The organism is Geobacillus sp. BK01 (genome assembly GCF_052220245.1).
GTDB lineage: Bacteria > Bacillota > Bacilli > Bacillales > Anoxybacillaceae > Geobacillus.
Window position 1 is genome coordinate 66730 of record NZ_JBQPTH010000005.1, and the last position, 23947, is coordinate 90676.

Below are 23947 nucleotides of genomic sequence, written 5' to 3' on the forward strand. Positions count from 1 at the left end.
CTGCCGTCGAAAGGGGGGAAGGTGACATGACAGCCGGTGAGGTATTATCGCAAAGCGAAATTGACGCACTGCTTGCCGCGCTTTCAGCCGGGGAAATGAGCGCGGAAGAACTAAAAAAGGAAGAGGAAGGGCGGCGCATCAAAACGTATGATTTCCGGCGGGCGCTTCGGTTTTCCAAAGATCAAATCCGGAGTTTAACGCGCATTCACGAAAACTTTGCCCGCTTGTTGACGACGTTTTTTTCCGCCCAGCTGCGCACATATGTGCAAATCTCGGTCGCTTCGACTGATCAAATTCCGTACGAAGAGTTCGTTCGTTCCATTCCAAAGATGACGATCATTAACGTTTTCGAAGTGCCGCCGTTGGATGGGCATGTGCTGCTGGAAGTCAACCCGAACATCGCCTATGCCATGCTTGATCGGGTGATGGGCGGGCGCGGCGCCAGCATGGACAAAGTGGACCATCTAACCGAAATTGAAACGCGCATCATGTCCGGCCTGTTTGACAAGGCGTTCGCACATTGGCGCGATGCATGGGAGTCGGTGGCGGAGATCGATCCGCTGTTCGTTGATTTTGAGGTCAATCCGCAGTTTTTACGTATGATTGCACCGAACGACACGGTCGTCGTCATTTCGCTCAACACGCAAATCGGTGAAGCGCGCGGCATGATGAATGTTTGCATCCCTCACGTCGTTTTAGAGCCGATTATGCCGCGGTTGTCGGTGCACTATTGGATGCAGGCGCAAAAAAAGGAGCGTTCCCCCGAGGAAGCAGGACGAATTGAACAGCGCATCCGTACGGCCCGCTTGCCGATTGTCGCCGAGCTTGGCACAGCGGTTGTCACCGTCGGTGAGTTTCTTCAGCTCGAGGTGGGCGACGTCATTCAGCTCGAGCAGTCGATTCATGAGCCGCTTGTTGTTAAAATCGGCCATATTCCGAAATTTATCGGCCAGCCGGGGAAGCGGAACAAAAAGCTGGCGGTGCAAATTTTAGCGACGATCGAGGGGGGAGAAGAAGGACATGATGAATGATGGAATGTTATCGCAAGATGAAATCGATGCCCTGTTGCGCGGAATGGACAATCGGGATCACGTTCCGGCGCTTCACGACATTTTGGCCCCGCTCGAGCAGGATGCCCTTGGAGAAATTGGCAACATTTCATTTGGCAGTTCGGCGACGGCGCTGTCAATGTTATTAAACCAAAAAGTGGAAATTACCACACCGAGCGTGTCTGTCATCGAGCGGACAAGTGTGGCTGATGAGTTTCCGCAGCCGTATGTCGCCATCCAAGTCAACTACACCGAAGGGTTTTTAGGGACGAATTTGCTTGTCATCAAGCAGCAAGATGCGGCCATTATCGCTGATTTAATGTTGGGCGGCGACGGGACGGCCGCCGACAGTTCGCTTGGGGAGATTCAGTTGAGCGCGGTTCAGGAGGCCATGAACCAGATGATGGGATCGGCCGCGACATCCATGTCCACCGTTTTTGGCAAGCGGGTGGACATTTCTCCGCCGGCGCTCCATCTTCTCGATTTAGCCGAAGGAAAAGGATTGGAATATTTGCCGGACGAGGACATTTTCATTAAAGTGTCGTTCCGGCTCAAAATCGGCGCTTTAATAGACTCGAGCATTATGCAGCTGTTGCCTGTTGATTTTGCCAAAGAACTTGTCGCCCATCTGCTCGGTTCGCCGGCGGAGGCGGCCGGAGAAGCAGAAAAGGAGGAAAACACGCTCGAACCATCGCCCGCGGACGCGATGCCGCTTGAAAAGCCGCAGCCGGCGCCTGCTTACGCTCATGTCGGCGGCATGCCTCCCTCTCCGGCGGCGGGCCGCTTCACAAATGAACCGGTCGGACGTTCTAAGGAAGAAACAAGGATGGCTGAGCGGCATATTCAAGCGGCGGATTTTGCTGAGCTCGACGCCCCGCCGCTTGCCGCAGCGGAGGCGCGCAATTTAGAGCTGTTGTTTGATGTGCCGCTGCAAGTGACGGTCGAACTTGGGCGGACGAAACGCTCGGTGCAAGAGATTTTGCAGCTGTCGGCCGGATCGATCATTGAACTTGATAAACTAGCCGGCGAGCCGGTCGATATTTTTGTCAACAACAAGCTGATCGCGAAAGGCGAGGTCGTGGTGATCGATGAAAACTTTGGTGTGCGCATCACCGATATTGCCAGCCAAAGCGATCGGTTAAAACGGCTAAAATAATAGGTATTGCAGGAGGTAGGCGGACATGGCAAAAATACTTGTAGTCGATGACGCGGCGTTTATGCGGATGATGATTAAAGACATTTTGACAAAAAACGGGCATGAAGTCGTTGCTGAAGCGGCCGACGGGCGGCAGGCGATTGAGAAATATAAAGAGACGCGCCCCGATATTGTGACGATGGACATTACGATGCCGGAGATGGACGGGATTACGGCGCTCAAGGAAATTAAAAAAATCGACAGCAACGCCAAAGTCATTATGTGCTCGGCGATGGGACAACAGGCGATGGTCATTGACGCCATCCAAGCCGGGGCGAAAGATTTCGTTGTCAAGCCGTTTCAGGCGGATCGCGTCATTGAAGCGATTAACAAAACGATCGGATAAGCGATAAGAGGTGGATAGTATTGATGGCAATATGGCGATGGGCGGCGGCTTTGTTCGTGGCAGCCATTATGTGTAGCGCGTCGCCGGCATCGGCCGCCCCAAACCCGACGGTCGCCGACTGCCTGCAGCACCCGGATACGTGCGGGCCGTCAGCGCCGGGCGGGCAACAGACACAATCGCCCGACAAGACGGTCGATGCCGTTTCTGCTTCTGATGTGCTCCGGCTCATCGGGGCAACCGCCTTTGTTCTCCTTCTTCTTTATATGCTGTTGAAATGGCTTTCCCGCCGCCAGCCATTCGTTTCCGGCCAAAAAGGTGTCATCGAGCACCTCGGCGGGACGAGCGTCGGAACAAACCGCTCCGTTCAGCTCATTAAAATTGGCAACCGGCTGCTTGTCATCGGCGTCGGCGATTCGATTCAACTATTGCGGGAAATTAGCGACGAAAACGAAATAAATGAGCTGTTGGCGCAACATCACGAACGGCTTGAACGGATGGCTGATTTCAGCCGATTCGGCTTCCGGCTGCGCGGACATTGGGCAGCCAAAACAAAGACGGAAGGCAGTCCGTCGCCCTCATTTTCGGCGCTGTTTGCCGAGGAAATGAAACAAATGGCCGAGAGGCGGAACGAGTGGCTAGAGCGGCTGAAAAAGAAAGGAACGGCCGGCGATGAATGAATTTATCCATATGTTTAATTCCATGGCTCCCGAGCACGTGTCGACATCGGTGAAACTGCTGCTGTTGCTTACCGTTTTGTCGGTTGCTCCCGGCATTTTAATTATGATGACGTGTTTCACGCGCATCGTCATCGTGTTGTCGTTCGTGCGCACGTCGCTCGGCACGCAGCAAATGCCGCCGAACCAAGTGTTGATCGGGCTGGCGTTGTTTTTGACGTTTTTCATTATGGCGCCGACATGGAAAGACATCCATGATCAGGCACTCGAGCCGCTATTTGCCGAGAAAATTGATTTGGATGAAGCGTACGAACGCGCCGCTGTTCCGCTCAAGCAGTTTATGAGCCAACATACAAGACAGCAAGATTTGGCGCTGTTTTTATCATACAGCGGCGCCGAACCGCCGAAAACGGTCAACGACATCCCGCTCACTGCGCTCGTGCCGGCGTTCGCGATTAGCGAGCTGAAGACGGCGTTTCAAATGGGGTTTATGATTTTTGTTCCGTTTCTCGTCATCGATATGATCGTCGCCAGTGTTTTAATGTCGATGGGAATGATGATGCTGCCGCCGGTGATGATTTCGCTGCCGTTTAAAATTTTATTGTTTGTTCTTGTTGACGGCTGGCACTTAGTCGTCAAATCACTGTTGCAAAGCTTCCAATAAAGATAGGTGGCGTCCATGAGTGCCGATTTCATCATTCGCCTTGCTGAGCAAGGTGTCTATATTGTGTTGATTGTCTGCGGTCCGCTCTTGTTGTTGTCGCTTGTTGTCGGACTTGTCGTCAGCATTTTTCAAGCGGCGACGCAAATTCAGGAGCAGACGCTCGCCTTTGTGCCGAAAATTGTGGCCGTCTTGCTTGGGCTCGTGTTGTTTGGGCCGTGGATGCTTTCGAAAATGGTGTCATACGCCCATGATATTTTCAACAATTTAGCTTCTTTCATAGGCTGATCGGTCATGGAACAATTATGGACTCACTTTCCGGCATTTTTGCTTATCTTCGCCCGCACCGCTTCGTTTTTTGCCGCGATGCCGCTTTTTTCGTATCGGACGGTGCCGGCTTCGTACAAAATCGGGTTGGCGTTTTTTTTCAGCTGGCTTTTGTTTTTGGCCGTGCCTAAACCGGCGCTGCCCTTGAATGATATGTATATGTTGCTTGTTTTCAAAGAGGTGCTCGTCGGGCTGGCGCTTGGGCTGCTTGCGGCGATCGTTATGGCAGCGGTGCAAATTGCCGGTGGGTTGATCGACTTTCAAATCGGGTTTGCTATCGCCAATGTCATTGATCCGCAAACCGGGACGCAAAGCCCGTTGTTAGGCCAGTACTTTCATTCGCTGGCACTTTTGCTTTTGCTCGCTCTTGATGGGCATCATTTGTTGCTTGACGGCATGTTTTACAGCTATCAGTGGCTGCCGCTCGACCGGTGGCCGCATATTGCTGACGGGCAGGCCATCGAGTATGCCGTTCGCGCGTTTGCCGCAATGTTTGCTGTCGCCGTGCAAATGGCCGCCCCGCTTGTCGGATCGCTTTTTTTAGTCGATGTGGCGCTTGGCATTATCACCCGCGCGGTGCCGCAAATGAATATTTTTGTCGTCGGGTTTTCGCTTAAGACGGCAGCGGCCTTTTTGCTTCTGTTTGCCGCGATCGGGGGAATCTTACTTTCCGCGCGCGAACTGTTTCAACTTATGTTTGCGTCGTTGCGCGAGTTTATGCGGTTGTTAGGAGGAGGGTAAGATGGGCGGTTGGCGGCTTGATTTGCAGTTTTTCGCCGGGGAAAAGACGGAAAAGGCGACGCCGCGCAAACGGCAAGAAGTGCGGGAAAAGGGGCAGGTGGCCAAAAGCAGCGACGCGGTTGCCGCCGCCGTTTTGTTGGCTACGTTTCTCGTTTTGCTGTTGGCGGGGGCATACGAACGCGATGGCTTGTTGCGCTTGTTCACCCGTGCGCTGTCCGATTATGCGTCCGTCCCGTTGACAATGGATTCGCTCCACCTCCTGTTTCTTGACTGGCTCCGCCATGCGGCGCTCCTTTTGGCTCCGTTTTTTGCCGCCGCCGTGCTTGCGGCCGGGCTGGCCAACTTTTTGCAAGTCGGCGCTCTTTTTACCGCTGAACCGCTGAAAATGGACTGGAACCGGCTCAACCCGGTGCAAGGAATGAAGCGGCTCTTTTCGCTGCGCGCCATTGTCGAACTGTTGAAATCAGTGTTAAAAGCCGGAATCATCGGTGCAGTGGTCTTTGCGCTGTTGCTTTCCGGCCGGAGCGAACTAATGGCGCTTGTTTCCAAACCACCAAGCGCCATGCTCGCTGTCGTTGGTGGCTTGACGGTGAAAATGGGGCTGTATGCCGCCGCCGCGCTCTTGTTTTTAGCGCTGTTTGACTATTTGTACCAGCGGTTTGAATTTGAAAAAAACATTCGGATGTCGAAGCAAGACATTAAAGACGAGTATAAAAAGACGGAAGGCGATCCGCTCATTAAGTCGCGCATCAAACAGAAACAGCGGGAGATGGCCATGAAACGGATGATGCAAGAAGTGCCGAACGCGGACGTCGTCATTACGAACCCGACCCATTATGCTGTCGCACTTAAGTACGAAGACGGAAAAATGGAAGCACCGGTCGTGGTGGCGAAAGGAGCCGACTATGTGGCATTGAAAATCAAGGAAATTGCCCGGGCGAACGGCGTCGTTACCGTTGAAAATCGTCCGTTGGCGCAGGCGCTTTACCGACAGACGGACATCGGCGACATGATCCCGGAGGCGTTTTTCAAGGCAGTGGCGGAAATTTTGGCGTACGTCTATCGGCTCAAACGAAAAGGGTAACAGCAAGGAGAGAGAAATATGCAAGCGCAGCTCAAAGATTTATCGGTGTTGTTTATGGTCGTGCTTATCGTCGCCATGCTCGTCATTCCGCTGCCGACATGGCTGCTCAGCATTTTGATCATCGTCAATATTTCGCTCGCCTTGCTCGTTTTGCTGACGGCGATGAACACGAAAGAACCGCTCGAATTTTCCATTTTTCCGTCATTGCTTTTAGTGCTTACGTTGTTTCGTCTTGGATTGAACGTCTCGACAACCCGTGCGATTTTGAGCAAAGGAGAAGCGGGCGGTGTCGTTGAGACGTTTGGGACGTTCGTTGTCGGCGGTGATGTTGTCGTCGGATTTGTCGTGTTTTTAATTTTAATCATTATTCAGTTCATCGTCATCACGAAAGGGGCGGAGCGCGTCTCCGAAGTGGCGGCCCGCTTTACGCTCGATGCGATGCCGGGAAAACAGATGAGCATTGATGCCGATTTGAATGCCGGCATGATCTCCGAGCAGGAAGCGCGGCAACGGCGGGAAAAAATCGCGCAAGAGGCTGACTTTTACGGCGCGATGGACGGGGCGAGCAAGTTTGTGAAAGGCGACGCTATCGCCGGGATTATTATTGTTATCATCAATATGTTGTTTGGCATGGTGATCGGCGTTGTCGAGCAGGGGATGGAGATGGCCGAGGCTGCGAAACGTTATACGTTGCTGACGGTCGGTGACGGGATTGTCAGTCAAATTCCGGCGTTACTGATTTCGACCGCAACCGGCATCATTGTCACCCGGGCAGCGTCTGACAGCAACTTAAGCGGCGATATTATGCGCCAGTTATTTGCGTTTCCGAAAATGTTGTACGTCACCGCCGGAACGATTTTTTTGCTCGGCTTGTTTACGCCGATTAATGATGCATTGACAATGCCGATCGCCGGTCTGTTGGCGCTTGGCGGCTACCGGTTTGCCGGGGGACAGCAGCATGAGGAAGCGGCCGGGCCGGAAGAGGAAATAGCGGCGGCGGACGAATTGAAAAGTCCGGAAAGCGTAATTCAACTGTTGCATGTCGACCCGATCGAGTTTGAGTTCGGTTACGCGCTTATTCCGCTTGCGGATGCCGCCCAAGGCGGCGACTTGCTTGACCGGATCGTGATGATCCGCCGCCAGCTCGCGCTTGAGCTTGGCATCGTCGTTCCGGTTGTACGCATCCGGGACAACATCCAGCTTCAGCCGAACGAATACCGGGTGAAAATGAAAGGCGAAGAGGTGGCGCGCGGCGAGCTGCTGCTTGACCATTACTTGGCGATGAGCCCCGGGATTGATGACGGATCGGTCGAAGGGATTGACACGGTTGAACCGGCGTTTGGTCTGCCGGCGAAATGGATTTCCGAGGCGATGAAAGACCGGGCGGAAATGCTCGGCTATACGGTGGTCGATCCGCCGTCGGTTGTCTCGACGCATTTGACGGAAGTGCTCAAGTCCTATGCCCATGAATTGCTCGGCCGTCAAGAAACGAAGCAGCTGATCGACCATTTGAAAGAGTCGTACCCTGTGCTTGTTGATGATGTAACGCCGAATCCGCTGTCGGTTGGCGATATTCAAAAAGTGCTTGCCAAGCTGCTAAAAGAGAAAGTGTCGATTCGCAATTTGCCGCTCATCTTTGAGGCGCTTGCGGATTTTGCCCGCCTGACTAGCGACACCGATTTGTTGACGGAATATGTCCGCCAAGCGCTGGCGCGGCAAATTACGAAGCAGTACGCCGTGCCGGGTGAACCGTTGCGCGTCATCACGTTCTCTGGCAAGGCGGAAAAAACGATTGCCGATGCGGTGCAGCAAACGGAGCATGGCCGCTATTTGGCGCTTGATCCGGAGCGGGCGCAGGCGCTTGTCGAGGCGGTGGCCGCGGCGCTCGACCGTTATCCGTTCGCTGGCCAAACGCCGATTTTGCTCTGTTCTCCGGCGGTGCGTATGTACGTCCGCCAACTGACCGAGCGCCATTTTCCGACGATTCCGGTGCTGTCATATAACGAGCTTGAGGCTGACGTCGAAGTCCAAAGCGTAGGGATGGTGGAAATCGAATGAAAGTGAAAAAGTTTATAGCCCCGTCCATGAACGAAGCAATGAAAATGATCCGGACTGAACTTGGCCGCGATGCCGTCATTTTGCACTCGAAGGAAATTCATACCGGCGGATTGTTCGGTTTGTTTGCCAAAAAAAGGATTGAGGTGCTGGCCGGCATCGATCCTGATCCGTTGCCCCTGCGCGCGTCAGAGTCCGCAGCTCCTTCGTTGCCGGAAGGGCGGGAGGGGGGAGACGGTTTGTTGGCCGCCGAGCTTCGGGAAGTGAAAGCGCTCGTGCGCCAAATGGCCGGCCGGCCGTCTTCCCTGTTGTATCCGCCGCCGCTTATGAATGCGGAGCGGCGGCTGACGCAGCAAGGGGTGGAAGATGTTTACATCCGGCAAGTGATGGACCGGTTGCTTGAACGGTGGTACGCCGATAAGGGAGGGCGCTCGCCGGCAGCCGTCGCCGGCTGGGTGAAAGAGGCGGTGCGCGACATGTTGATGCCGCTTCCGTTTCTTCCCGCAGCCACAGGGCAAAAAAAATATGTGGTTTTGCTCGGTCCAACCGGGGTTGGAAAAACGACGACGCTCGCTAAAATGGCGGGGCGCGCGGTGCTTGAGCATGGAAAAAAAGTCGGGTTTATCACAACGGATACGTACCGGATCGCGGCGATCGACCAGTTGAAAACGTATGCGCACATTTTGCAAGCCCCGCTCGAAGTGTGCTACCACGCCGATGACTTTCGGGCGGCGAAGCGGCGCTTGGCCGATTGCGACCTCGTGTTTGTCGATACGGCCGGCCGCAATTTCCGCAACCCACAATATGTCACCGAGCTGCAGCAAACGATTGAGTTTGACAGCGAAACAGAAACGTTTCTCGTGTTCGCCGCCACCGGCAAGCATGACGACATGAAAGCCATCTATGCCCGCTTTTCCCGCTTGCCGCTCAGCCGCCTGATCATCACCAAGCTCGATGAGACCGACTCGTACGGGGCCGTATTTAACTTGCTGCTCGACAGCCGGCTTGGTGCCGCCTATTTTACGAACGGGCAAAACGTGCCGGACGACATGATTGAAGCGTCGGCTGACCGGCTCGTTCACCTGTTGGTTGGAGCGGGGCCATGGTGAAAGATCAAGCAGAACAGCTTCGCCTCGAGCTAAGCGGCCTCCGGCAGCGGCCGGCGCCGCGGACAATCGCAGTGACGAGCGGAAAAGGCGGAGTCGGCAAGTCGAACTTTTCTTTAAATTTTTCGCTGTCGCTCTCTAAGCGAGGGTTTCGTGTCTTGCTGCTTGATATGGACATCGGCATGGGCAACATCGATATTTTGCTCGGCCAGTCATCGCCGTTGACGTTAACCGATTGGCTTTCGACCCGGCTGCCGATGTCAGAACTGGTCAAAAGCGGGCCGGAGCGTCTATCGTACATTGCCGGGGGAACGGGGGCTGCACAATGGCGGACGCTAGATACGTCCGGTATCGACTACTTTTTGACTGAACTGCAGGCTGTGGCGTCACGGTATGATTACCTCATCTTTGACATGGGGGCGGGGGCATCGGGGGAACGATTGTATTTTTTAAAGTCGGTTGACGACGTGTTTGTTGTGACAACTCCGGAGCCGACCGCCATGACCGACGCGTATGCGATGATAAAGTATATACACGCTGCCGGCGGCGAAGCGCCGTTTTCCGTCATTGTCAACCGCGCCGGCAACGATCGGGAAGGGTATGAGGTTTTTGGACGGCTGAAGCATGTCGCCGGCCGGTTTTTAAACAAAGAGATTGCGCTGCTTGGCATCATTCCGGAAGACCGGACGGTCGCCCGCGCGGTTGTCAGCCAGACGCCGTTTGTCCTGCTCGATCCTGTGGCGAAAGCGAGCCGGGCAGTGCGCCAAATAGCCTTCCGTTATGCGCCGGGGCGGGACGAAGAGCCGGGGCGGGCGAGCCGCTTTTTTGCCAGGTTGCGCCAACTTTTGCTAGAAAGGTAGAGGACGGAAATGAAGACGATCAAGGTGCTTGTCGTCGATGACTCAGCGTTTATGCGCAAGTGGATCAGCGACCTTTTGTCCGAACACCCGCGCCTTGAAGTCATCGGGACGGCCCGCAACGGTCAAGAGGCGCTTGAGAAAATGGCGGTCCTTCGCCCCGATGTTGTGACGCTTGACGTCGAAATGCCCGTTATGGACGGGCTGGAAACATTGCGGCATATCATGCACAAACAGCCGTTGCCGGTCGTCATGGTATCAAGCACGACGAAAGAAGGGGCGGAAAATACGATAGCGGCCATGCAATATGGAGCGGTTGATTTTGTCACGAAACCGTCCGGTTCGATTTCGCTTGATTTATACAAGGTGAAGGATGAACTAATCCGAAAAGTGTTGCACGCAAGCGAAGCGAACATAGGGGCGCTCGCCGTCCGGCGGCCGCAAGCCGCGCTTTGGCGTCCGCCCGTCAAACCGGCGCGCGCCGAAAAAGCGATCGTCGCAATCGGCACCTCAACGGGCGGCCCGCGCGCCTTAGAAACGGTGCTGACGCAGCTGCCGTCCGGTTTGGCCGCCCCGGTCGTCATCGTCCAACATATGCCGAAAGGGTTTACGAAATCGCTTGCCGATCGGCTCGATGCCCTATCCGCTATAACCGTTAAAGAGGCGGAAGACGGGGAGGTGCTGCGAAATGGCACCGCTTATATCGCCCCAGGCGGTGTTCATCTTGCCGTCAGTGAAGAAAACGGCGTGCTCAAGGCCCGTTTCGATGCATCGCCGCCGCGCGCCGGCCATCGCCCAGCCGTTGACGTGCTGTTCGAATCGCTTGCCGCCATTCGCCGCTGTCGGAAAGTGGCGGTGATCATGACCGGAATGGGATCAGACGGGACGGCAGGGCTGAAAAAGCTGAAAGAAAGCGGGGACACGAAGGCGATCGCCGAGGCGCGCGAAACGGCCGTTGTCTTCGGCATGCCAAAGGCGGCGATCGAGGCGGGCGTGATTGATGCCATCGCACCGCTTGATGCCATCGCTGTCGCCATCGTCCAATCTATCGGGGAGTGAGGGGGAAAAACGGCATGGATATGAGCCAGTATTTAGACTTATTTATTGACGAAAGCAAAGAGCATTTGCAGGCTATTAACGAACGGCTGCTTGAACTCGAGCAAACTCCCGACGATATGACGCTTGTTAATGAAATTTTCCGCTCGGCCCACACATTAAAAGGGATGTCGGCCACAATGGGATTTGAAGATTTGGCCAACTTGACGCATCAACTTGAGAATGTGCTTGATGGCATCCGCAACCGTCAGCTGGCCGTCAGCCCAGAGCTGCTTGATGTTGTGTTCCACGCGGTTGACCATTTGGAAGCGATGATTATGTCAGTCGCCTCGGGCGGCGATGGAAAGCGCGATGTGAGCGAGACGGTCGAGCAGCTTAAGCGGATTGAGCAAGGAGAGACGCCGCGCAAACAGGAAACGGACGAAAAACCGCCCCTTGAGCATGCCTACGGGGAGTTTGAATACCATGTGCTGCAACAGGCAAAAGAACAAGGATTTTCTGTCTATGAAATTCGCGTCCGCCTTCGTGAAGATTGCTTGTTGAAAGCCGCACGCGTGTACATGGTATTTGAGTTGCTCAATGAAGCAGGGGAAATTGTGAAATCGACACCGCCGGCTGATATGCTCGAAGAAGAACAGTTTGACCAAGAGTTTCTTGTTACCGTCGTATCGAAAATGACGGCTGATGAACTGCAGGGGCGGCTGATGGGCATTTCTGAAGTCGACGAGGTCGTGGTGACGACAGTCAACGAGCCGTCTGCCAAAAGCGGCGAACAGGCCGGGCTTGAACCGCCTGTGTCGTCCTCCTTTGCACAAACCGCAGCGGCACAGGCTGAAGCGGAGACGGCGGAAAAACAAGCGGTGAAACAGGCAGGAAAGACGATCCGCGTCAATATCGAACGGCTTGATATGTTAATGAACTTGTTTGAAGAACTTGTTGTCGATCGCGGGCGGCTCGAACAAATTTCCCGCGATTTGAGCCATGCCGAATTGACCGAAACGGTTGAGCGGATGTCCCGTATTTCAAGCGACTTACAAACGATTATTTTAAACATGCGCATGGTGCCGGTCGAAACGGTGTTCAACCGCTTTCCACGCATGGTGCGCCAACTTGCCCGCGAACTCGGCAAAAAAGTGCGCCTTGAGATTATTGGGGCGGAAACGGAGCTTGACCGGACGGTTATTGATGAAATCGGCGACCCGCTCGTTCATTTGATCCGCAACGCGCTCGATCATGGCATTGAAGCGCCAGACGTCCGGACGGCGTGCGGAAAGCCGGAGGAAGGGACCGTCAAATTGCGCGCCTACCATAGCGGCAACCACGTTTTTATTGAAATTGAGGACGATGGCGCCGGCATTTCCCGGGAGAAAGTGCTGCAAAAGGCGATCAGCCGCGGCATCGTTTCGCCGCAGGCGGCGGCCCATCTGAGCGACCAGCAAGTATATGGGCTTATTTTCGCTCCGGGTTTTTCCACCGCCGACCACATTTCCGATATTTCCGGGCGCGGCGTCGGCTTGGATGTGGTCAAAAGCACGATTGAATCGCTCGGCGGCGCCGTGTCTGTCGACTCGCAGCCGGGAACAGGGTCACTCTTTTCCATCCAGCTTCCATTGACATTGTCGATCATTTCTGTGCTGCTCGTTCAAATTGCTGCCGAGACGTATGCGATCCCGCTGTCCTCGATTATGGAGACAGCGTTGGTAAGGAAAGAAGAGATTTTCTCCGCACATAACCAGCCGGTCATCGATTTCCGCGGCAAAGTTGTGCCGCTCGTCCGGTTGAAAGACGTGTTTTCCGTGCCGGACGCAGCGAGCGAGGAAGAGACGGTGGCCGCCGTCATCGTCCGGAAAGGGGAAAAACTGGCAGCGTTAGCGGTCGATTCGTTTATCGGGCAGCAGGAAGTTGTGCTCAAATCGCTCGGAAACTATTTATCTTCTGTTTTTGCCATTTCTGGGGCGACGATTTTAGGCGACGGTCGGGTCGCGTTGATTATCGATTGCAATGCGCTCGTGAAATAAGGGCGGACAGCATGCCGATGAGAAAGCAAGTTTACCGTCAATCCAAAAGCTTCGTTGGCGGTGCCTCCTTGACGGGAAATCGGCGCACCGCCATTGGCTGGCGGGAAAACAGGCACAAAGGCCGTGCGCTTAATGAAATGATAGTTTGTTCTGTTTCCATCCCAACTAAAAAGGGGGAATGACCGGTGAATGACAGCGTTCAGACAGACTGGAAAGTGATTGCCTTTCGCTTGAAAGAAGAAGAGTACGCCTTGCCGGTGCAGCACGTCCGCTCGATTGAAAAAATGCAGCCGATTACGCGCGTGCCGGGAACAGCCCGTTATGTCAAAGGGGTGATCAATTTACGCGGTGTCGTCACGCCGATTATCGATTTGCGCGAGCGGTTTGGGTTTGCGCCTGAACCATATGGAGAACAGACGCGGATGATTATTGTCACCCTCGGGGATGTCGAAGTCGGACTGATCGTCGATGCAGCGAACGACGTTCTCGATATTCCGGGAGCGAGCATCGAGCCGCCGCCCGAGGCAATCGGAAGCATTGAAGCGGGCTATATTTATGGAGTGGCGAAAGTTGAGAAGCGGCTCCTCATTTTGCTCGATTTAGCGAAAGTGCTTGATCAATAAAGCGCAGAGGGGGCGTTGGCGATTGGATGACATTTGCAATTTGACGGGGGCGCATATTGACATTTTACGCGAAATCGGAAACATCGGGGCCGGCAACGCGGCGACCGCCTTGTCGACGCTGTTAAACAAAAAAATCGAAATGGCCGTCCCGCGCGTCCAAATCGCGACATTTGCCGAGATGATGGAACTGATCGGCGGACCGGAACAAGTTATGGCGTGTGTTTATTTGCGCATCGAGGGCGAAGCGCCGGGAAATATGTTTTTCGTGTTGCCGCCGGAGCAGGCTGAGCGGTTTGTGCACCGGATGACCGGGGATGACTCGTTTTCGTTCCAAGGGGAGGCTCATGAGCTCGGACAGTCGGCGCTTCAGGAGCTTGGCAATATTTTAGCTGGATCGTATTTGTCAGCATTAGCTGATTTTATACAAATAAACGTGCAACCGTCCGTGCCGGTGTTGGCGCTCGATATGATCGGGGCCGTGCTGTCGTTTGGCCTGCTTGAGCTGTCGCGCGCCGGCGATTACGCCATTTTGATTGATACGGCCATTTACGATGAGCGGCAGCCGAATGAAAGCATAAACGGCCATTTCTTTCTCCTCCCTGATCCGGAGTCGTTTTCCACCATCTTTCGGGCATTAGGTGCGGATGGCGGATGAACACGATTCAAACGGTTAAAATCGGCATCGCCGAAATGGAAGTCGTTGCAGCGCCGACGGTCATTCGCACGTGCGGACTCGGTTCGTGCGTAGGTGTCGTCATCTATGACAGCGGAAAAGCGGTCGCCGGCATGGCGCATGTCATGCTCCCGCATTCCTCGATGGCGCGCGGAGGGGTCATCAATGCGGCCAAATATGCCGACACAGCGGTTGAAGCACTTTGTAAGCTCGTCATCGCCGCCGGCGGGCGCAAAAGTATGCTCAAAGCGAAGCTAGCCGGGGGAGCGCAAATGTTTTCGTTTTCTTCAGCCGGAGGGGATATGATGCGCATTGGCGCCCGCAACGTCGAAGAAGTGAAAAGGCAGCTCGAGCGGTTGCATGTTCCGGTTGTTGCCGAAGATGTCGGGGGCCATAGCGGTCGGACGATCGAGTTTAATCCGCAAACGGGCGTGCTGTCAGTCCGGACCGCCTGTCAAGAAGTGAAGGAAATATAAAACGGATGAGTTGCGCCGTTTTAGCAAGGCAAGGGGGAGAACGATGGGGAGCGCGCTAAAAGGCGAAGAACGAAAATATTGGGATGACTGGGTCAACGGCCGCGACCGCCATGCGGCCGAAGAGCTCGTGCAGCGCTATATGCCGCTCGTTTCCTACCATGTGCAGCGGTTTTCCGCGACGCTGCCAAGTTCCGTGCCAAGGGAAGAGTTGGTCAGTTTCGGGCTCGTCGGCTTATACGATGCGCTTAAAAAGTTTGACCCATCGCGCGATTTGAAGTTTGACACGTATGCTTCGTTCCGCATCCGCGGCGCCATCCTCGACGGCTTGCGCCAAGAAGATTGGCTGCCGCGCAGCGTGCGCGACAAAGCCAAAAAAATTGAAGACGCAACTGAGCGGCTCGAACAGCGGTATATGCGGTCGGTGACGGCGAAAGAAGTCGCCGATGAGCTCGGAATGTCGGAAGAGGAAGTGCAGGCGGCGGTCAATGAAACGTTTTTTTCCAATTGGCTTCCGCTCGGGCAGGCTGCCGGTGAGGAGGACGACGAGCCGCTTGCGATCCGCGACGACCGCGCCGCACTCCCGGAAGAACAAGTCGTCAAGCAAGACATGATCGAAAAGCTGGCTGAAGGAATCGGACAGCTGAATGAAAAAGAGCAGCTTGTCATTAGTTTGTTTTACAAAGAGGAACTCACGTTTACGGAAATAGGGAACATCTTGCGGCTGTCCACGTCGAGAATCTCACAAATTCATGCCAAAGCGCTATGGAAACTGCGCCGTTTTTTTGCTAGGGAGCGTTAAAGGAAAAGAAAGGTGGAGATTCAGTTGTCAGCGCTGCCGAGCATCATGCCCAAAGTGCCTAAAGCCGTGAATCTATGCTTTGGCGCAGCACCTGCGCATTGGACAGGAGAAGCGGGCGGCCGCAAGCGAAAAATGGATGGGGTGGATGCGCCGCCAAGTGACGGAAAAACGGGCGGGAACGCCCCCGTTTTGAAAACCATCTTTTCTGATAAAGGAAAAACAATCGACATCAAAGGATCGTGAACACGATGGGGGCATTTTGGCTAACAGTCAGTTTGTTGCTTCATGCGTTTTCATTTTGGTTGATCATTTTGCTTTTTATGCGCCTGTCGCGGCTTAGCGAGGCGGAACAGCGGGCGGCAAAGCGGGCTGAGGAGCTTGAAGAGGCAATGACGGCCCATCTTGTCGCCTGGAAAGAAGAAAACGAGCGCTTTTTGGGCGAGTTTGACGCGCTGCTTCGGGCGAAAACAGCTGCCGAACCCTTCAAACGGCCGCCGGCGTCGAAACGAGCAGCACTTGCACTGCGCGCGGAGAGCGGCGGCAATGGAGCGACATCGCCCACGTCGTCTGCGGAAAGCGATGAGAGCGGGGCGGAGGGGAAAATGGAGGGAAACGTCAAACCAGAACAGGACGGCCACGATGCGGCTCCGGATTACTTTCCGGACATTGAGTCGATTGAAGATGTGCTTGATCTTTCGTCGTCCGTTAGCACGGCTGACGTCGCCCGGCACTTGTATGATGAAGGGGCGACGGTGGAGGAGATTGCCAAAAAGCTGCAAAGAGGAAAAACAGAGGTGGAACTGCTGCTGAAATTTGACCGAAAAGCAGGAAAAACAGGCGAATAACAGCTTGATTTACTGCCGGCGATTATGATATATTTTTACATGGTGTGAATACACACGCCTGATGATTTCAGCAACGGTGCTGGCTTGGCCAGTCTTGCTGAAAGATGAGACAGGCGGAGGTACAAAAACCACAAGGAAATAGGAGGAGCATACATGTCAGTGATTTCGATGAAACAACTGCTTGAAGCTGGCGTCCATTTCGGACATCAGACGCGCCGTTGGAATCCGAAAATGAAAAAATATATTTTCACGGAACGCAACGGCATTTATATCATCGACTTGCAAAAAACGGTGAAAAAAGTCGAGGAAGCATACAACTTTGTGCGCGACTTGGCGGCGAACGGCGGCAAAATTTTGTTCGTCGGTACGAAAAAGCAAGCGCAAGAATCAGTCAAAGAAGAAGCGGAACGCTGCGGCATGTTTTATGTGAACCAACGCTGGCTTGGCGGCACGCTGACGAACTTTGCGACGATCCAAAAACGGATCAAACGGTTGCGTGAAATTGAAAAAATGGAAGAAGACGGCGTATTTGACGTACTTCCGAAAAAAGAAGTCATCGGCTTGAAAAAAGAAAAAGAACGACTCGAGAAATTTTTAGGCGGCATTAAAGACATGAAAGAACTGCCGGATGCGTTGTTCGTCATCGACCCGCGCAAAGAGCGGATCGCGGTGGCGGAAGCGCGCAAATTGAACATCCCGATCATCGGCATCGTGGACACGAACTGCGATCCGGATGAAATTGACTATGTCATCCCGGCAAACGATGACGCCATCCGTGCCGTCAAACTGTTAACATCGAAAATCGCCGATGCGGTGCTTGAGGCAAAACAAGGCGAAGAGGCGGCCGTCGCAGCGGAGTAAAGCAGCTTAAGAAAGGTGATAAGAGGGGTGGAGCCTTTTATCACCTTTTTTTGAGACAGAAATCAGCAACTTTTGGCTATACTAACGAATAAGGGTAAAACAGGCATCCGTTGCCGGCATCGATACATATACGCGACAAAGAGAAGGAGGATGTTTTCATGGCGATTACAGCACAAATGGTAAAAGAGTTGCGCGAAAAAACGGGCGCGGGCATGATGGACTGCAAAAAAGCGCTCACCGAAACAAACGGTGACATGGAAAAAGCAATCGACTGGCTGCGTGAAAAAGGAATCGCGAAAGCCGCGAAAAAAGCGGACCGCATCGCGGCGGAAGGGATGACTTACATCGCTGTAGAAGGCAATGCGGCCGTCATTTTGGAAGTGAATTCGGAAACGGACTTCGTGGCCAAAAACGAAGCGTTTCAGGCGCTCGTCAAAGAACTGGCCGCTCACTTGTTGAAACAAAAACCGGCTTCGCTTGATGAAGCGCTCGGACAAACGATGGACAACGGTTCCGCTGTCCAAGATTACATTAACGAAGCCATCGCCAAAATCGGTGAAAAAATTACGCTCCGCCGCTTTGCGGTCGTCGACAAAGCGGACAGCGAAACGTTTGGGGCGTACTTGCACATGGGCGGGCGCATCGGCGTATTAACATTATTAGCCGGCAACGCCAGCGAAGAGGTGGCAAAAGATGTGGCCATGCATGTCGCCGCGCTTCATCCGAAATACGTTTCGCGCGATGAAGTGCCGCAGGAAGAGCTCGACCGTGAGCGCGAAGTATTGAAACAGCAAGCGTTAAACGAAGGCAAGCCGGAAAACATTGTCGAGAAAATGGTTGAAGGCCGTTTGAAAAAGTTTTACGAAGATGTTTGCCTGCTTGAGCAAGCATTCGTGAAAAATCCGGATGTGACGGTGCGCCAATACGTCGAATCGAACGGGGCCACTGTCAAGCAGTTCATTCGTTACGAAGTCGGTGAAGGGCTTGAAAAACGTCAAGATAATTTCGCTGAAGAAGTGATGAGCCAAGTAAGAAAGCAGTGACGAACCGCAACAGGGAACACGCGCGTGTTCCCTGTTTTTCAAAGCGATTCGCATCATGGAGGTTTGACATGGAACAGCCAAAATACAAACGCGTTGTTTTAAAGTTAAGCGGAGAAGCGCTCGCCGGAAAGCAAGGGTTTGGCATCCAGCCGGCGGTGATCCAATCGATCGCCAAACAAGTGAAAGAAGTGGCGGAACTTAGTGTCGAAATTGCCATCGTGGTCGGCGGCGGCAACATTTGGCGCGGAAAAACAGGAAGTGAAATGGGGATGGACCGGGCGACGGCCGACTACATGGGCATGCTGGCGACGGTGATGAACGCGCTCGCCTTACAGGACAGCCTCGAACAGCTCGGCGTTGAAACGCGGGTGCAGACGTCGATTGAAATGCGGCAAGTGGCTGAGCCGTACATTCGCCGGCGGGCGATTCGCCATCTCGAGAAAAAGCGGGTCGTCATTTTCGCTGCCGGAACGGGAAACCCATATTTTTCAACTGACACGACTGCCGCGCTAAGGGCGGCGGAAATCGAAGCGGACGTCATTTTAATGGCGAAAAACAACGTCGATGGCGTCTATAGCGCCGATCCGAACGTCGATGCCAATGCGGTTAAATACGATGAACTATCGTACTTGGACGTCATCAAGCAAGGGCTCGGCGTTATGGATTCGACCGCTTCTTCGCTTTGCATGGACAACGATATTCCGCTCATCGTCTTTTCGATTATGGAAGAGGGCAACATTAAGCGCGCCGTATTAGGCGAAAATATCGGAACGATCGTAAGGGGGAAATAACGATGGCAAAGCAAGTGATCCAACAGGCGAAAGAAAAAATGGACAAAGCTGTGCAAGCGTTCAGCCGCGAACTGGCGACTGTGCGCGCCGGACGGGCGAACGCCGGGCTGCTCGAGAAAGTAACCGTTGACTATTACGGCGTTCAAACACCGATCAACCAGCTCGCCACGATCAGTGTGCCGGAAGCGCGCATGCTTGTCATTCAGCCGTACGACAAATCGGTCATCAAAGAAATGGAAAAGGCGATTTTAACGTCAGACTTAGGATTGACGCCGTCCAATGACGGATCGGTCATTCGCCTTGTTATTCCGCCGCTCACCGAAGAACGGCGCCGCGAATTGGTGAAGCTCGTCAAAAAATATTCGGAAGAGGCGAAAGTAGCGGTGCGCAACATTCGTCGCGATGCGAACGACGAGCTGAAAAAACTCGAGAAAAACGGCGAGATTACCGAAGATGAGTTGCGCAGCTATACCGACGAAGTGCAAAAGCTGACCGACGGCCATATCGCCAAAATCGACGCCATCACGAAAGAGAAAGAAAAAGAAGTCATGGAAGTATAGGAAAAACGATGCAAACCCTCTATGTTGATGGAGGGTTTTTTTGCTATAATGGAAAGGCAAAACACGTTCGCGGAGGACACGTATGTTCAATAAAATGCGGAAAAACAAAGAGGAGGATGCTTCTCTGACAAAAGAGGATGTGCTTAGGCATCCGATTCCGAACCACGTCGCCATCATCATGGACGGGAATGGAAGATGGGCGAAAAAGCGGGCGTTGCCAAGGATGGCCGGCCATTATGAAGGGATGCAAGTCGTGCGCAAAATCACCCGTTTCGCCAACGAGCTCGGGGTGCGCGTTTTGTCGCTTTACGCGTTTTCAACAGAAAATTGGAAACGCCCGAAAACCGAAGTCGACTATCTAATGAAACTGCCGGAGCAGTTTTTGACAACATTTCTTCCCGAACTTGTCGCCGAGAATGTGAAAGTGCAAGTGACCGGCCATACGGATGGGCTTCCGGACCATACGCGTCGGGCGGTCGAGCAGGCGATTCGCGAAACGGGCGGCAACACCGGTCTTATTTTAAACTTTGCGCTCAATTACGGAAGCCGGGCGGAAATTGTCGCTGCCGTCCAACAAATCGTCAAAGACGTCCAACGCGGGACGCTCTTGCCGGAGGACATTACTGAATCGCTCCTTTCCTCCTATTTGATGACGGGCGGGCTTGGGGATCCGGATTTGCTCATTCGCACGAGCGGAGAGATCCGTCTGAGCAATTTCATGCTTTGGCAGCTGGCGTATACAGAACTTTGGTTTACCGATGTATTATGGCCGGATTTTACTGAACAACATTTCTTGCAGGCGATTGCCGCTTATCAGCGGCGGGACCGCCGATTTGGAGGAGTGTCAGCACGATGAAGCAGCGAATCATTACCGGAGTCATAGCGGCGGCGCTCTTTTTGCCGATTGTTATTTTTGGCGGATTTCCGTTTATAATAGTAACATATATATTGGCCACGGTCGGATTGTTTGAACTGTTGCGGATGAAAGGAATGCGCCCGCTGTCGTTCGTCGGGGCCGCCGGGTTCGCGGCCCTTTGGCTCTTGCTTGTTCCCGCTGTTTACGGCCAAGAATGGCTGGCGTCCGGGACGACGAAGTTTGGCGTGTTGGCCGCACTCGCCTTTTTGCTGCTTGTCGGCACCGTCGTGACGAAAAATGCGCTGACGTTCGATGAGGCGGCGTTTGTCGTGCTGGCGGTCCTTTATGTCGGCGTTGGCTTTTTCTGCTTCAGTGCGATCCGCTTGGCCGGCTTGACATACTTAGTCTACGCGCTGTTCGTCATTTGGGCGACCGACATTGGGGCGTATTTTTTCGGCCGCGCGTTCGGCCGGCGCAAGCTATGGCCGGAAATCAGCCCGAAGAAAACGGTCGAGGGCGCCGTCGGCGGCATCGCTTCCGCTGTTGTCGTCGCCGCCGTTTACGAGTGGGCGGCCGGTCCGTTCGGCAATCTCGGCGCAGCGGTCGGGATTGCGCTTTTGCTTTCGCTGTTCGGCCAGCTCGGCGATTTGGTCGAGTCGGCTTTCAAGCGCCATTATGGCGTGAAAGATTCGGGAGCGATTTTGCCGGGACATGGCGGTATTTTGGATCGGTTTGACAGCCTGTTGTTTGTGTTGCCGCTGCTATACATATTTATTGAGGCGGTACGATAAGTGGGTGAGGAGTGAAAGTGTTGAAATATATTAGTATATTAGGGGCGAGCGGATCAATCGGCACGCAAACGCTCGATGTCATCCGCGCCCATCCGGACAAGTTCCGCCTAGCTGCGGCATCGGTCGGGCGAAATGTCGAAGCGGCCAAACGCCTTATCGATGAATTTTCTCCGCGCCTCGTCGCCGCCGCTGATCGCGATGCCTACGAGGCGCTTCGCCGCGAGTACAACGGGCGGACTGCGATCGTGTACGGGGAGGAAGGGCTGATCGAGGCGGCCGTTTGCCCGGAAGCCGACGTTGTCGTCACTGCTGTTGTCGGCAGCATCGGCCTTGTGCCGACGCTGAAAGCGATTGAGGCCGGAAAAACGATCGCCCTCGCGAATAAAGAGACGCTTGTTGTTGCCGGACATCTCGTCACGGCAGCAGCAAAAAAGCGCGGTGTGCCGCTGCTTCCGGTTGATAGCGAACACTCCGCTATTTTTCAATGTTTACAAGGAGAAAAACCCGAACACGTGCAGAAGCTCATTCTTACCGCGTCAGGCGGGAGCTTTCGCGATCGGACGCGCGAAGAGCTTGCTCATGTGACGGTCGAGGAGGCGCTTCGCCATCCAAACTGGTCAATGGGAGCGAAAATTACAATTGATTCAGCGACGATGATGAACAAAGGATTTGAAGTGATTGAAGCGCATTGGCTGTTTAGGCTGCCGTATGAGCGGATCGATGTCGTCCTCCACCGCGAGAGCGTCATCCATTCGCTCGTCGAGTTTTGCGACACGAGCGTCTTAGCTCAGCTCGGTACGCCGGATATGCGCGTTCCGATCCAATATGCGTTGGCGTATCCGGAGCGGCTGCCGCTTTCTGTGGCGAAACCGCTGAATTTGGCGACGCTTGGGGCGCTTCATTTCGCTCCGGTCGATTTTGAGCGCTACCGCTGCCTGCGGCTTGCCTATGAAGCTGGAAAACGCGGCGGCTCGCTGCCGGTGGTCTTAAATGCGGCCAATGAGGAGGCGGTGGCGGCGTTTTTAGCCGGCCGCATCCCGTTTTTGGCCATCGAGGAGTGGATCGAGCGCGCTCTTGAGCGGCATCAGCCGGTGAGCGATCCGCAGCTTGAGGAGATTCGCGAAATCGACGCGGAGGCGCGCGCCTATGTTCGCTCACTACTATCGTAAAGGTGGTTGAAACGTTGGAATCGATCATTTCGTTTATTGTCGTCTTTGGCGCCCTCGTTTTTTTTCACGAGCTCGGCCATTTGCTGTTGGCGAAGCGGGCCGGCATTCTTTGCCGTGAGTTTGCCATCGGATTTGGACCGAAGGTGTTTTCGTTCAAGAAAAACGAAACGGTGTATACGATTCGGCTTCTTCCGCTTGGCGGCTTCGTGCGCATGGCCGGCGAAGATCCGGAAATGATTGAACTGAAACGAGGCCAAGTCGTCGGCCTGTTGCTTGATGATGAAGGACGGGTCGAAAAAATCGTCATCAATCATAAAGATGATTACCCGACCGCCCGGGTTATTGAAGTGGAAGACGCCGATTTGGAACACGGCATGTATGTGACGGGCTATACTGACGAAGAGCGGCTTGAACGTTTTTCCGTTAAAGAGCCGGCGTTTTTCATCGCCGACCGCCAAGAAATTCAGATTGCGCCGTACCACCGCCAGTTTGCTTCGAAAACGCTTGGGCAACGGACGATGGCGATTTTGGCCGGGCCGCTCGCCAATTTTATCTTGGCCCTTGTCGTCTTTATTTTGATCGGTCTCCTGCAAGGCTACCCGGTTGACAAGCCGGTCATCGGCGAGCTGACGCCCGATGGGGCGGCGCGAGCGGCCGGTTTGAAGCAAGGGGACGAAGTGATCGCAATCAACGATGAACGGATGGAAACATGGACGGAAATTGTTGATATGATCCGCGCCCATCCGGATGAGCCGCTCCAGTTTCAAATTGAGCGGAATGGCGAAGAAATGAATGTCACGGTCACTCCCGAAAGGAAAACGATTCAAGGAGAGACGATTGGCTTAATCGGCGTCTATCAGCCGATGGAAAAATCGGTGTTCGGTTCAGTGAAACAAGGGCTCGTTGAGACGTACTATTGGACACGGCAAATTTTAGTCGGGCTTGGCCAATTGATTACCGGGCAGTTTCAGCTTGACATGCTGTCCGGCCCGGTCGGCATCGCCGTATCGACCGGCAAAGTCGCTGAATCCGGCATTTACTACTTAATGAAATGGGGCGCGATTTTAAGCATCAACCTCGGGATTATCAACTTGTTGCCATTGCCGGCGTTAGACGGCGGACGGCTCCTCTTTTTCGCCATTGAGGCCGTGCGCGGCAAGCCGGTCGACCGGCAAAAAGAGGGGATGGTCCATTTCATCGGCTTCGCCTTGCTCATGTTGCTGATGCTTGTCGTCACATGGAACGACATTCAAAAATTTTTCCTATAAAGAGAGAGAATGAGGTGGCTATG

At 54.0% G+C, this 23947-nt stretch carries 27 protein-coding genes; all 27 read left to right on the forward strand.

Going from position 1 to position 23947, the window contains the following annotated elements:
- Positions 1–26: 26 nt before the first annotated feature.
- On the forward strand, positions 27–1031 hold the full coding sequence (gene fliM, locus ACTVDO_RS07405) for a flagellar motor switch protein FliM (RefSeq protein ID WP_020959355.1): 1005 nt from the start codon (positions 27–29) through the stop codon (positions 1029–1031).
- Positions 1021–2205, forward strand: coding sequence for a flagellar motor switch phosphatase FliY (gene fliY / locus ACTVDO_RS07410; protein WP_020959356.1), 1185 nt, complete (start codon positions 1021–1023; stop codon positions 2203–2205). The genes fliM and fliY overlap by 11 nt, the downstream gene beginning before the upstream one ends.
- A gap of 25 nt (positions 2206–2230) precedes the next feature.
- The gene (locus ACTVDO_RS07415) at positions 2231–2590 is read left to right on the forward strand and encodes a response regulator (RefSeq protein WP_020959357.1); all 360 of its coding nucleotides are present in this window, start codon (positions 2231–2233) and stop codon (positions 2588–2590) included.
- A gap of 23 nt (positions 2591–2613) precedes the next feature.
- Positions 2614–3267, forward strand: a complete 654-nt coding sequence (gene fliZ, locus ACTVDO_RS07420; protein ID WP_020959358.1) for a flagella biosynthesis regulatory protein FliZ — start codon at positions 2614–2616, stop codon at positions 3265–3267.
- Positions 3260–3928: a flagellar type III secretion system pore protein FliP gene (fliP, locus tag ACTVDO_RS07425; RefSeq protein ID WP_020959359.1), complete on the forward strand. Its 669-nt coding sequence runs from the start codon at positions 3260–3262 to the stop codon at positions 3926–3928. Before fliZ ends, fliP begins: the two co-directional genes overlap by 8 nt.
- 15 nt (positions 3929–3943) lie before the next feature.
- Positions 3944–4213: a flagellar biosynthesis protein FliQ gene (fliQ, locus tag ACTVDO_RS07430; RefSeq protein WP_020959360.1), complete on the forward strand. Its 270-nt coding sequence runs from the start codon at positions 3944–3946 to the stop codon at positions 4211–4213.
- A 6-nt stretch (positions 4214–4219) separates the two neighbouring features.
- Positions 4220–4993, forward strand: a complete 774-nt coding sequence (fliR, locus tag ACTVDO_RS07435; protein WP_020959361.1) for a flagellar biosynthetic protein FliR — start codon at positions 4220–4222, stop codon at positions 4991–4993.
- 1 nt (position 4994) lies between these two features.
- Positions 4995–6077 (forward strand): flagellar biosynthesis protein FlhB, encoded by a 1083-nt coding sequence (gene flhB, locus ACTVDO_RS07440; RefSeq protein ID WP_020959362.1) that lies wholly within the window; start codon positions 4995–4997, stop codon positions 6075–6077.
- A gap of 18 nt (positions 6078–6095) precedes the next feature.
- Positions 6096–8135: a flagellar biosynthesis protein FlhA gene (gene flhA / locus ACTVDO_RS07445; RefSeq protein WP_020959363.1), complete on the forward strand. Its 2040-nt coding sequence runs from the start codon at positions 6096–6098 to the stop codon at positions 8133–8135.
- The gene (locus ACTVDO_RS07450) at positions 8132–9241 is read left to right on the forward strand and encodes a flagellar biosynthesis protein FlhF (protein ID WP_020959364.1); all 1110 of its coding nucleotides are present in this window, start codon (positions 8132–8134) and stop codon (positions 9239–9241) included. Before flhA ends, ACTVDO_RS07450 begins: the two co-directional genes overlap by 4 nt.
- Entirely contained in the window at positions 9235–10098 is an 864-nt protein-coding gene (locus ACTVDO_RS07455; RefSeq protein ID WP_020959365.1) for a MinD/ParA family protein, read from the forward strand. Before ACTVDO_RS07450 ends, ACTVDO_RS07455 begins: the two co-directional genes overlap by 7 nt.
- 9 nt (positions 10099–10107) lie before the next feature.
- Positions 10108–11154, forward strand: a complete 1047-nt coding sequence (locus tag ACTVDO_RS07460) for a protein-glutamate methylesterase/protein-glutamine glutaminase (RefSeq protein ID WP_020959366.1) — start codon at positions 10108–10110, stop codon at positions 11152–11154.
- A 14-nt stretch (positions 11155–11168) separates the two neighbouring features.
- Entirely contained in the window at positions 11169–13169 is a 2001-nt protein-coding gene (locus tag ACTVDO_RS07465; RefSeq protein WP_020959367.1) for a chemotaxis protein CheA, read from the forward strand.
- A gap of 185 nt (positions 13170–13354) precedes the next feature.
- Entirely contained in the window at positions 13355–13792 is a 438-nt protein-coding gene (locus ACTVDO_RS07470; RefSeq protein ID WP_020959368.1) for a chemotaxis protein CheW, read from the forward strand.
- Between the two features lie 22 nt (positions 13793–13814).
- The gene (locus ACTVDO_RS07475) at positions 13815–14447 is read left to right on the forward strand and encodes a chemotaxis protein CheC (protein ID WP_020959369.1); all 633 of its coding nucleotides are present in this window, start codon (positions 13815–13817) and stop codon (positions 14445–14447) included.
- Complete coding sequence (locus ACTVDO_RS07480) at positions 14444–14941, forward strand: chemotaxis protein CheD (RefSeq protein WP_020959370.1); 498 nt, start codon at positions 14444–14446, stop codon at positions 14939–14941. The genes ACTVDO_RS07475 and ACTVDO_RS07480 overlap by 4 nt, the downstream gene beginning before the upstream one ends.
- Before the next feature lie 43 nt (positions 14942–14984).
- Positions 14985–15740: a FliA/WhiG family RNA polymerase sigma factor gene (locus tag ACTVDO_RS07485; RefSeq protein WP_020959371.1), complete on the forward strand. Its 756-nt coding sequence runs from the start codon at positions 14985–14987 to the stop codon at positions 15738–15740.
- A gap of 12 nt (positions 15741–15752) precedes the next feature.
- The gene (locus tag ACTVDO_RS07490) at positions 15753–15983 is read left to right on the forward strand and encodes a hypothetical protein (protein ID WP_020959372.1); all 231 of its coding nucleotides are present in this window, start codon (positions 15753–15755) and stop codon (positions 15981–15983) included.
- Positions 15984–15988: 5 nt separating this feature from the next.
- Positions 15989–16585: a hypothetical protein gene (locus ACTVDO_RS07495; protein ID WP_020959373.1), complete on the forward strand. Its 597-nt coding sequence runs from the start codon at positions 15989–15991 to the stop codon at positions 16583–16585.
- A 153-nt stretch (positions 16586–16738) separates the two neighbouring features.
- On the forward strand, positions 16739–17446 hold the full coding sequence (gene rpsB / locus ACTVDO_RS07500) for a 30S ribosomal protein S2 (protein ID WP_020959374.1): 708 nt from the start codon (positions 16739–16741) through the stop codon (positions 17444–17446).
- 158 nt (positions 17447–17604) lie between these two features.
- Positions 17605–18489: a translation elongation factor Ts gene (gene tsf, locus ACTVDO_RS07505; RefSeq protein ID WP_020959375.1), complete on the forward strand. Its 885-nt coding sequence runs from the start codon at positions 17605–17607 to the stop codon at positions 18487–18489.
- Between the two features lie 68 nt (positions 18490–18557).
- On the forward strand, positions 18558–19280 hold the full coding sequence (gene pyrH / locus ACTVDO_RS07510) for a UMP kinase (RefSeq protein ID WP_020959376.1): 723 nt from the start codon (positions 18558–18560) through the stop codon (positions 19278–19280).
- A 2-nt stretch (positions 19281–19282) separates the two neighbouring features.
- Positions 19283–19840, forward strand: coding sequence for a ribosome recycling factor (frr, locus tag ACTVDO_RS07515; RefSeq protein WP_020959377.1), 558 nt, complete (start codon positions 19283–19285; stop codon positions 19838–19840).
- 82 nt (positions 19841–19922) lie between these two features.
- A complete protein-coding gene (locus ACTVDO_RS07520; RefSeq protein WP_442901276.1) occupies positions 19923–20696 on the forward strand; it encodes an isoprenyl transferase in 774 nt (257 codons plus the stop codon).
- A complete protein-coding gene (locus ACTVDO_RS07525) occupies positions 20693–21487 on the forward strand; it encodes a phosphatidate cytidylyltransferase (protein ID WP_020959379.1) in 795 nt (264 codons plus the stop codon). Before ACTVDO_RS07520 ends, ACTVDO_RS07525 begins: the two co-directional genes overlap by 4 nt.
- Before the next feature lie 20 nt (positions 21488–21507).
- Positions 21508–22656, forward strand: a complete 1149-nt coding sequence (gene dxr / locus ACTVDO_RS07530) for a 1-deoxy-D-xylulose-5-phosphate reductoisomerase (protein WP_020959380.1) — start codon at positions 21508–21510, stop codon at positions 22654–22656.
- A 2-nt stretch (positions 22657–22658) separates the two neighbouring features.
- The gene (rseP, locus tag ACTVDO_RS07535; RefSeq protein ID WP_200865275.1) at positions 22659–23924 is read left to right on the forward strand and encodes an RIP metalloprotease RseP; all 1266 of its coding nucleotides are present in this window, start codon (positions 22659–22661) and stop codon (positions 23922–23924) included.
- Positions 23925–23947 lie beyond the last annotated feature (23 nt).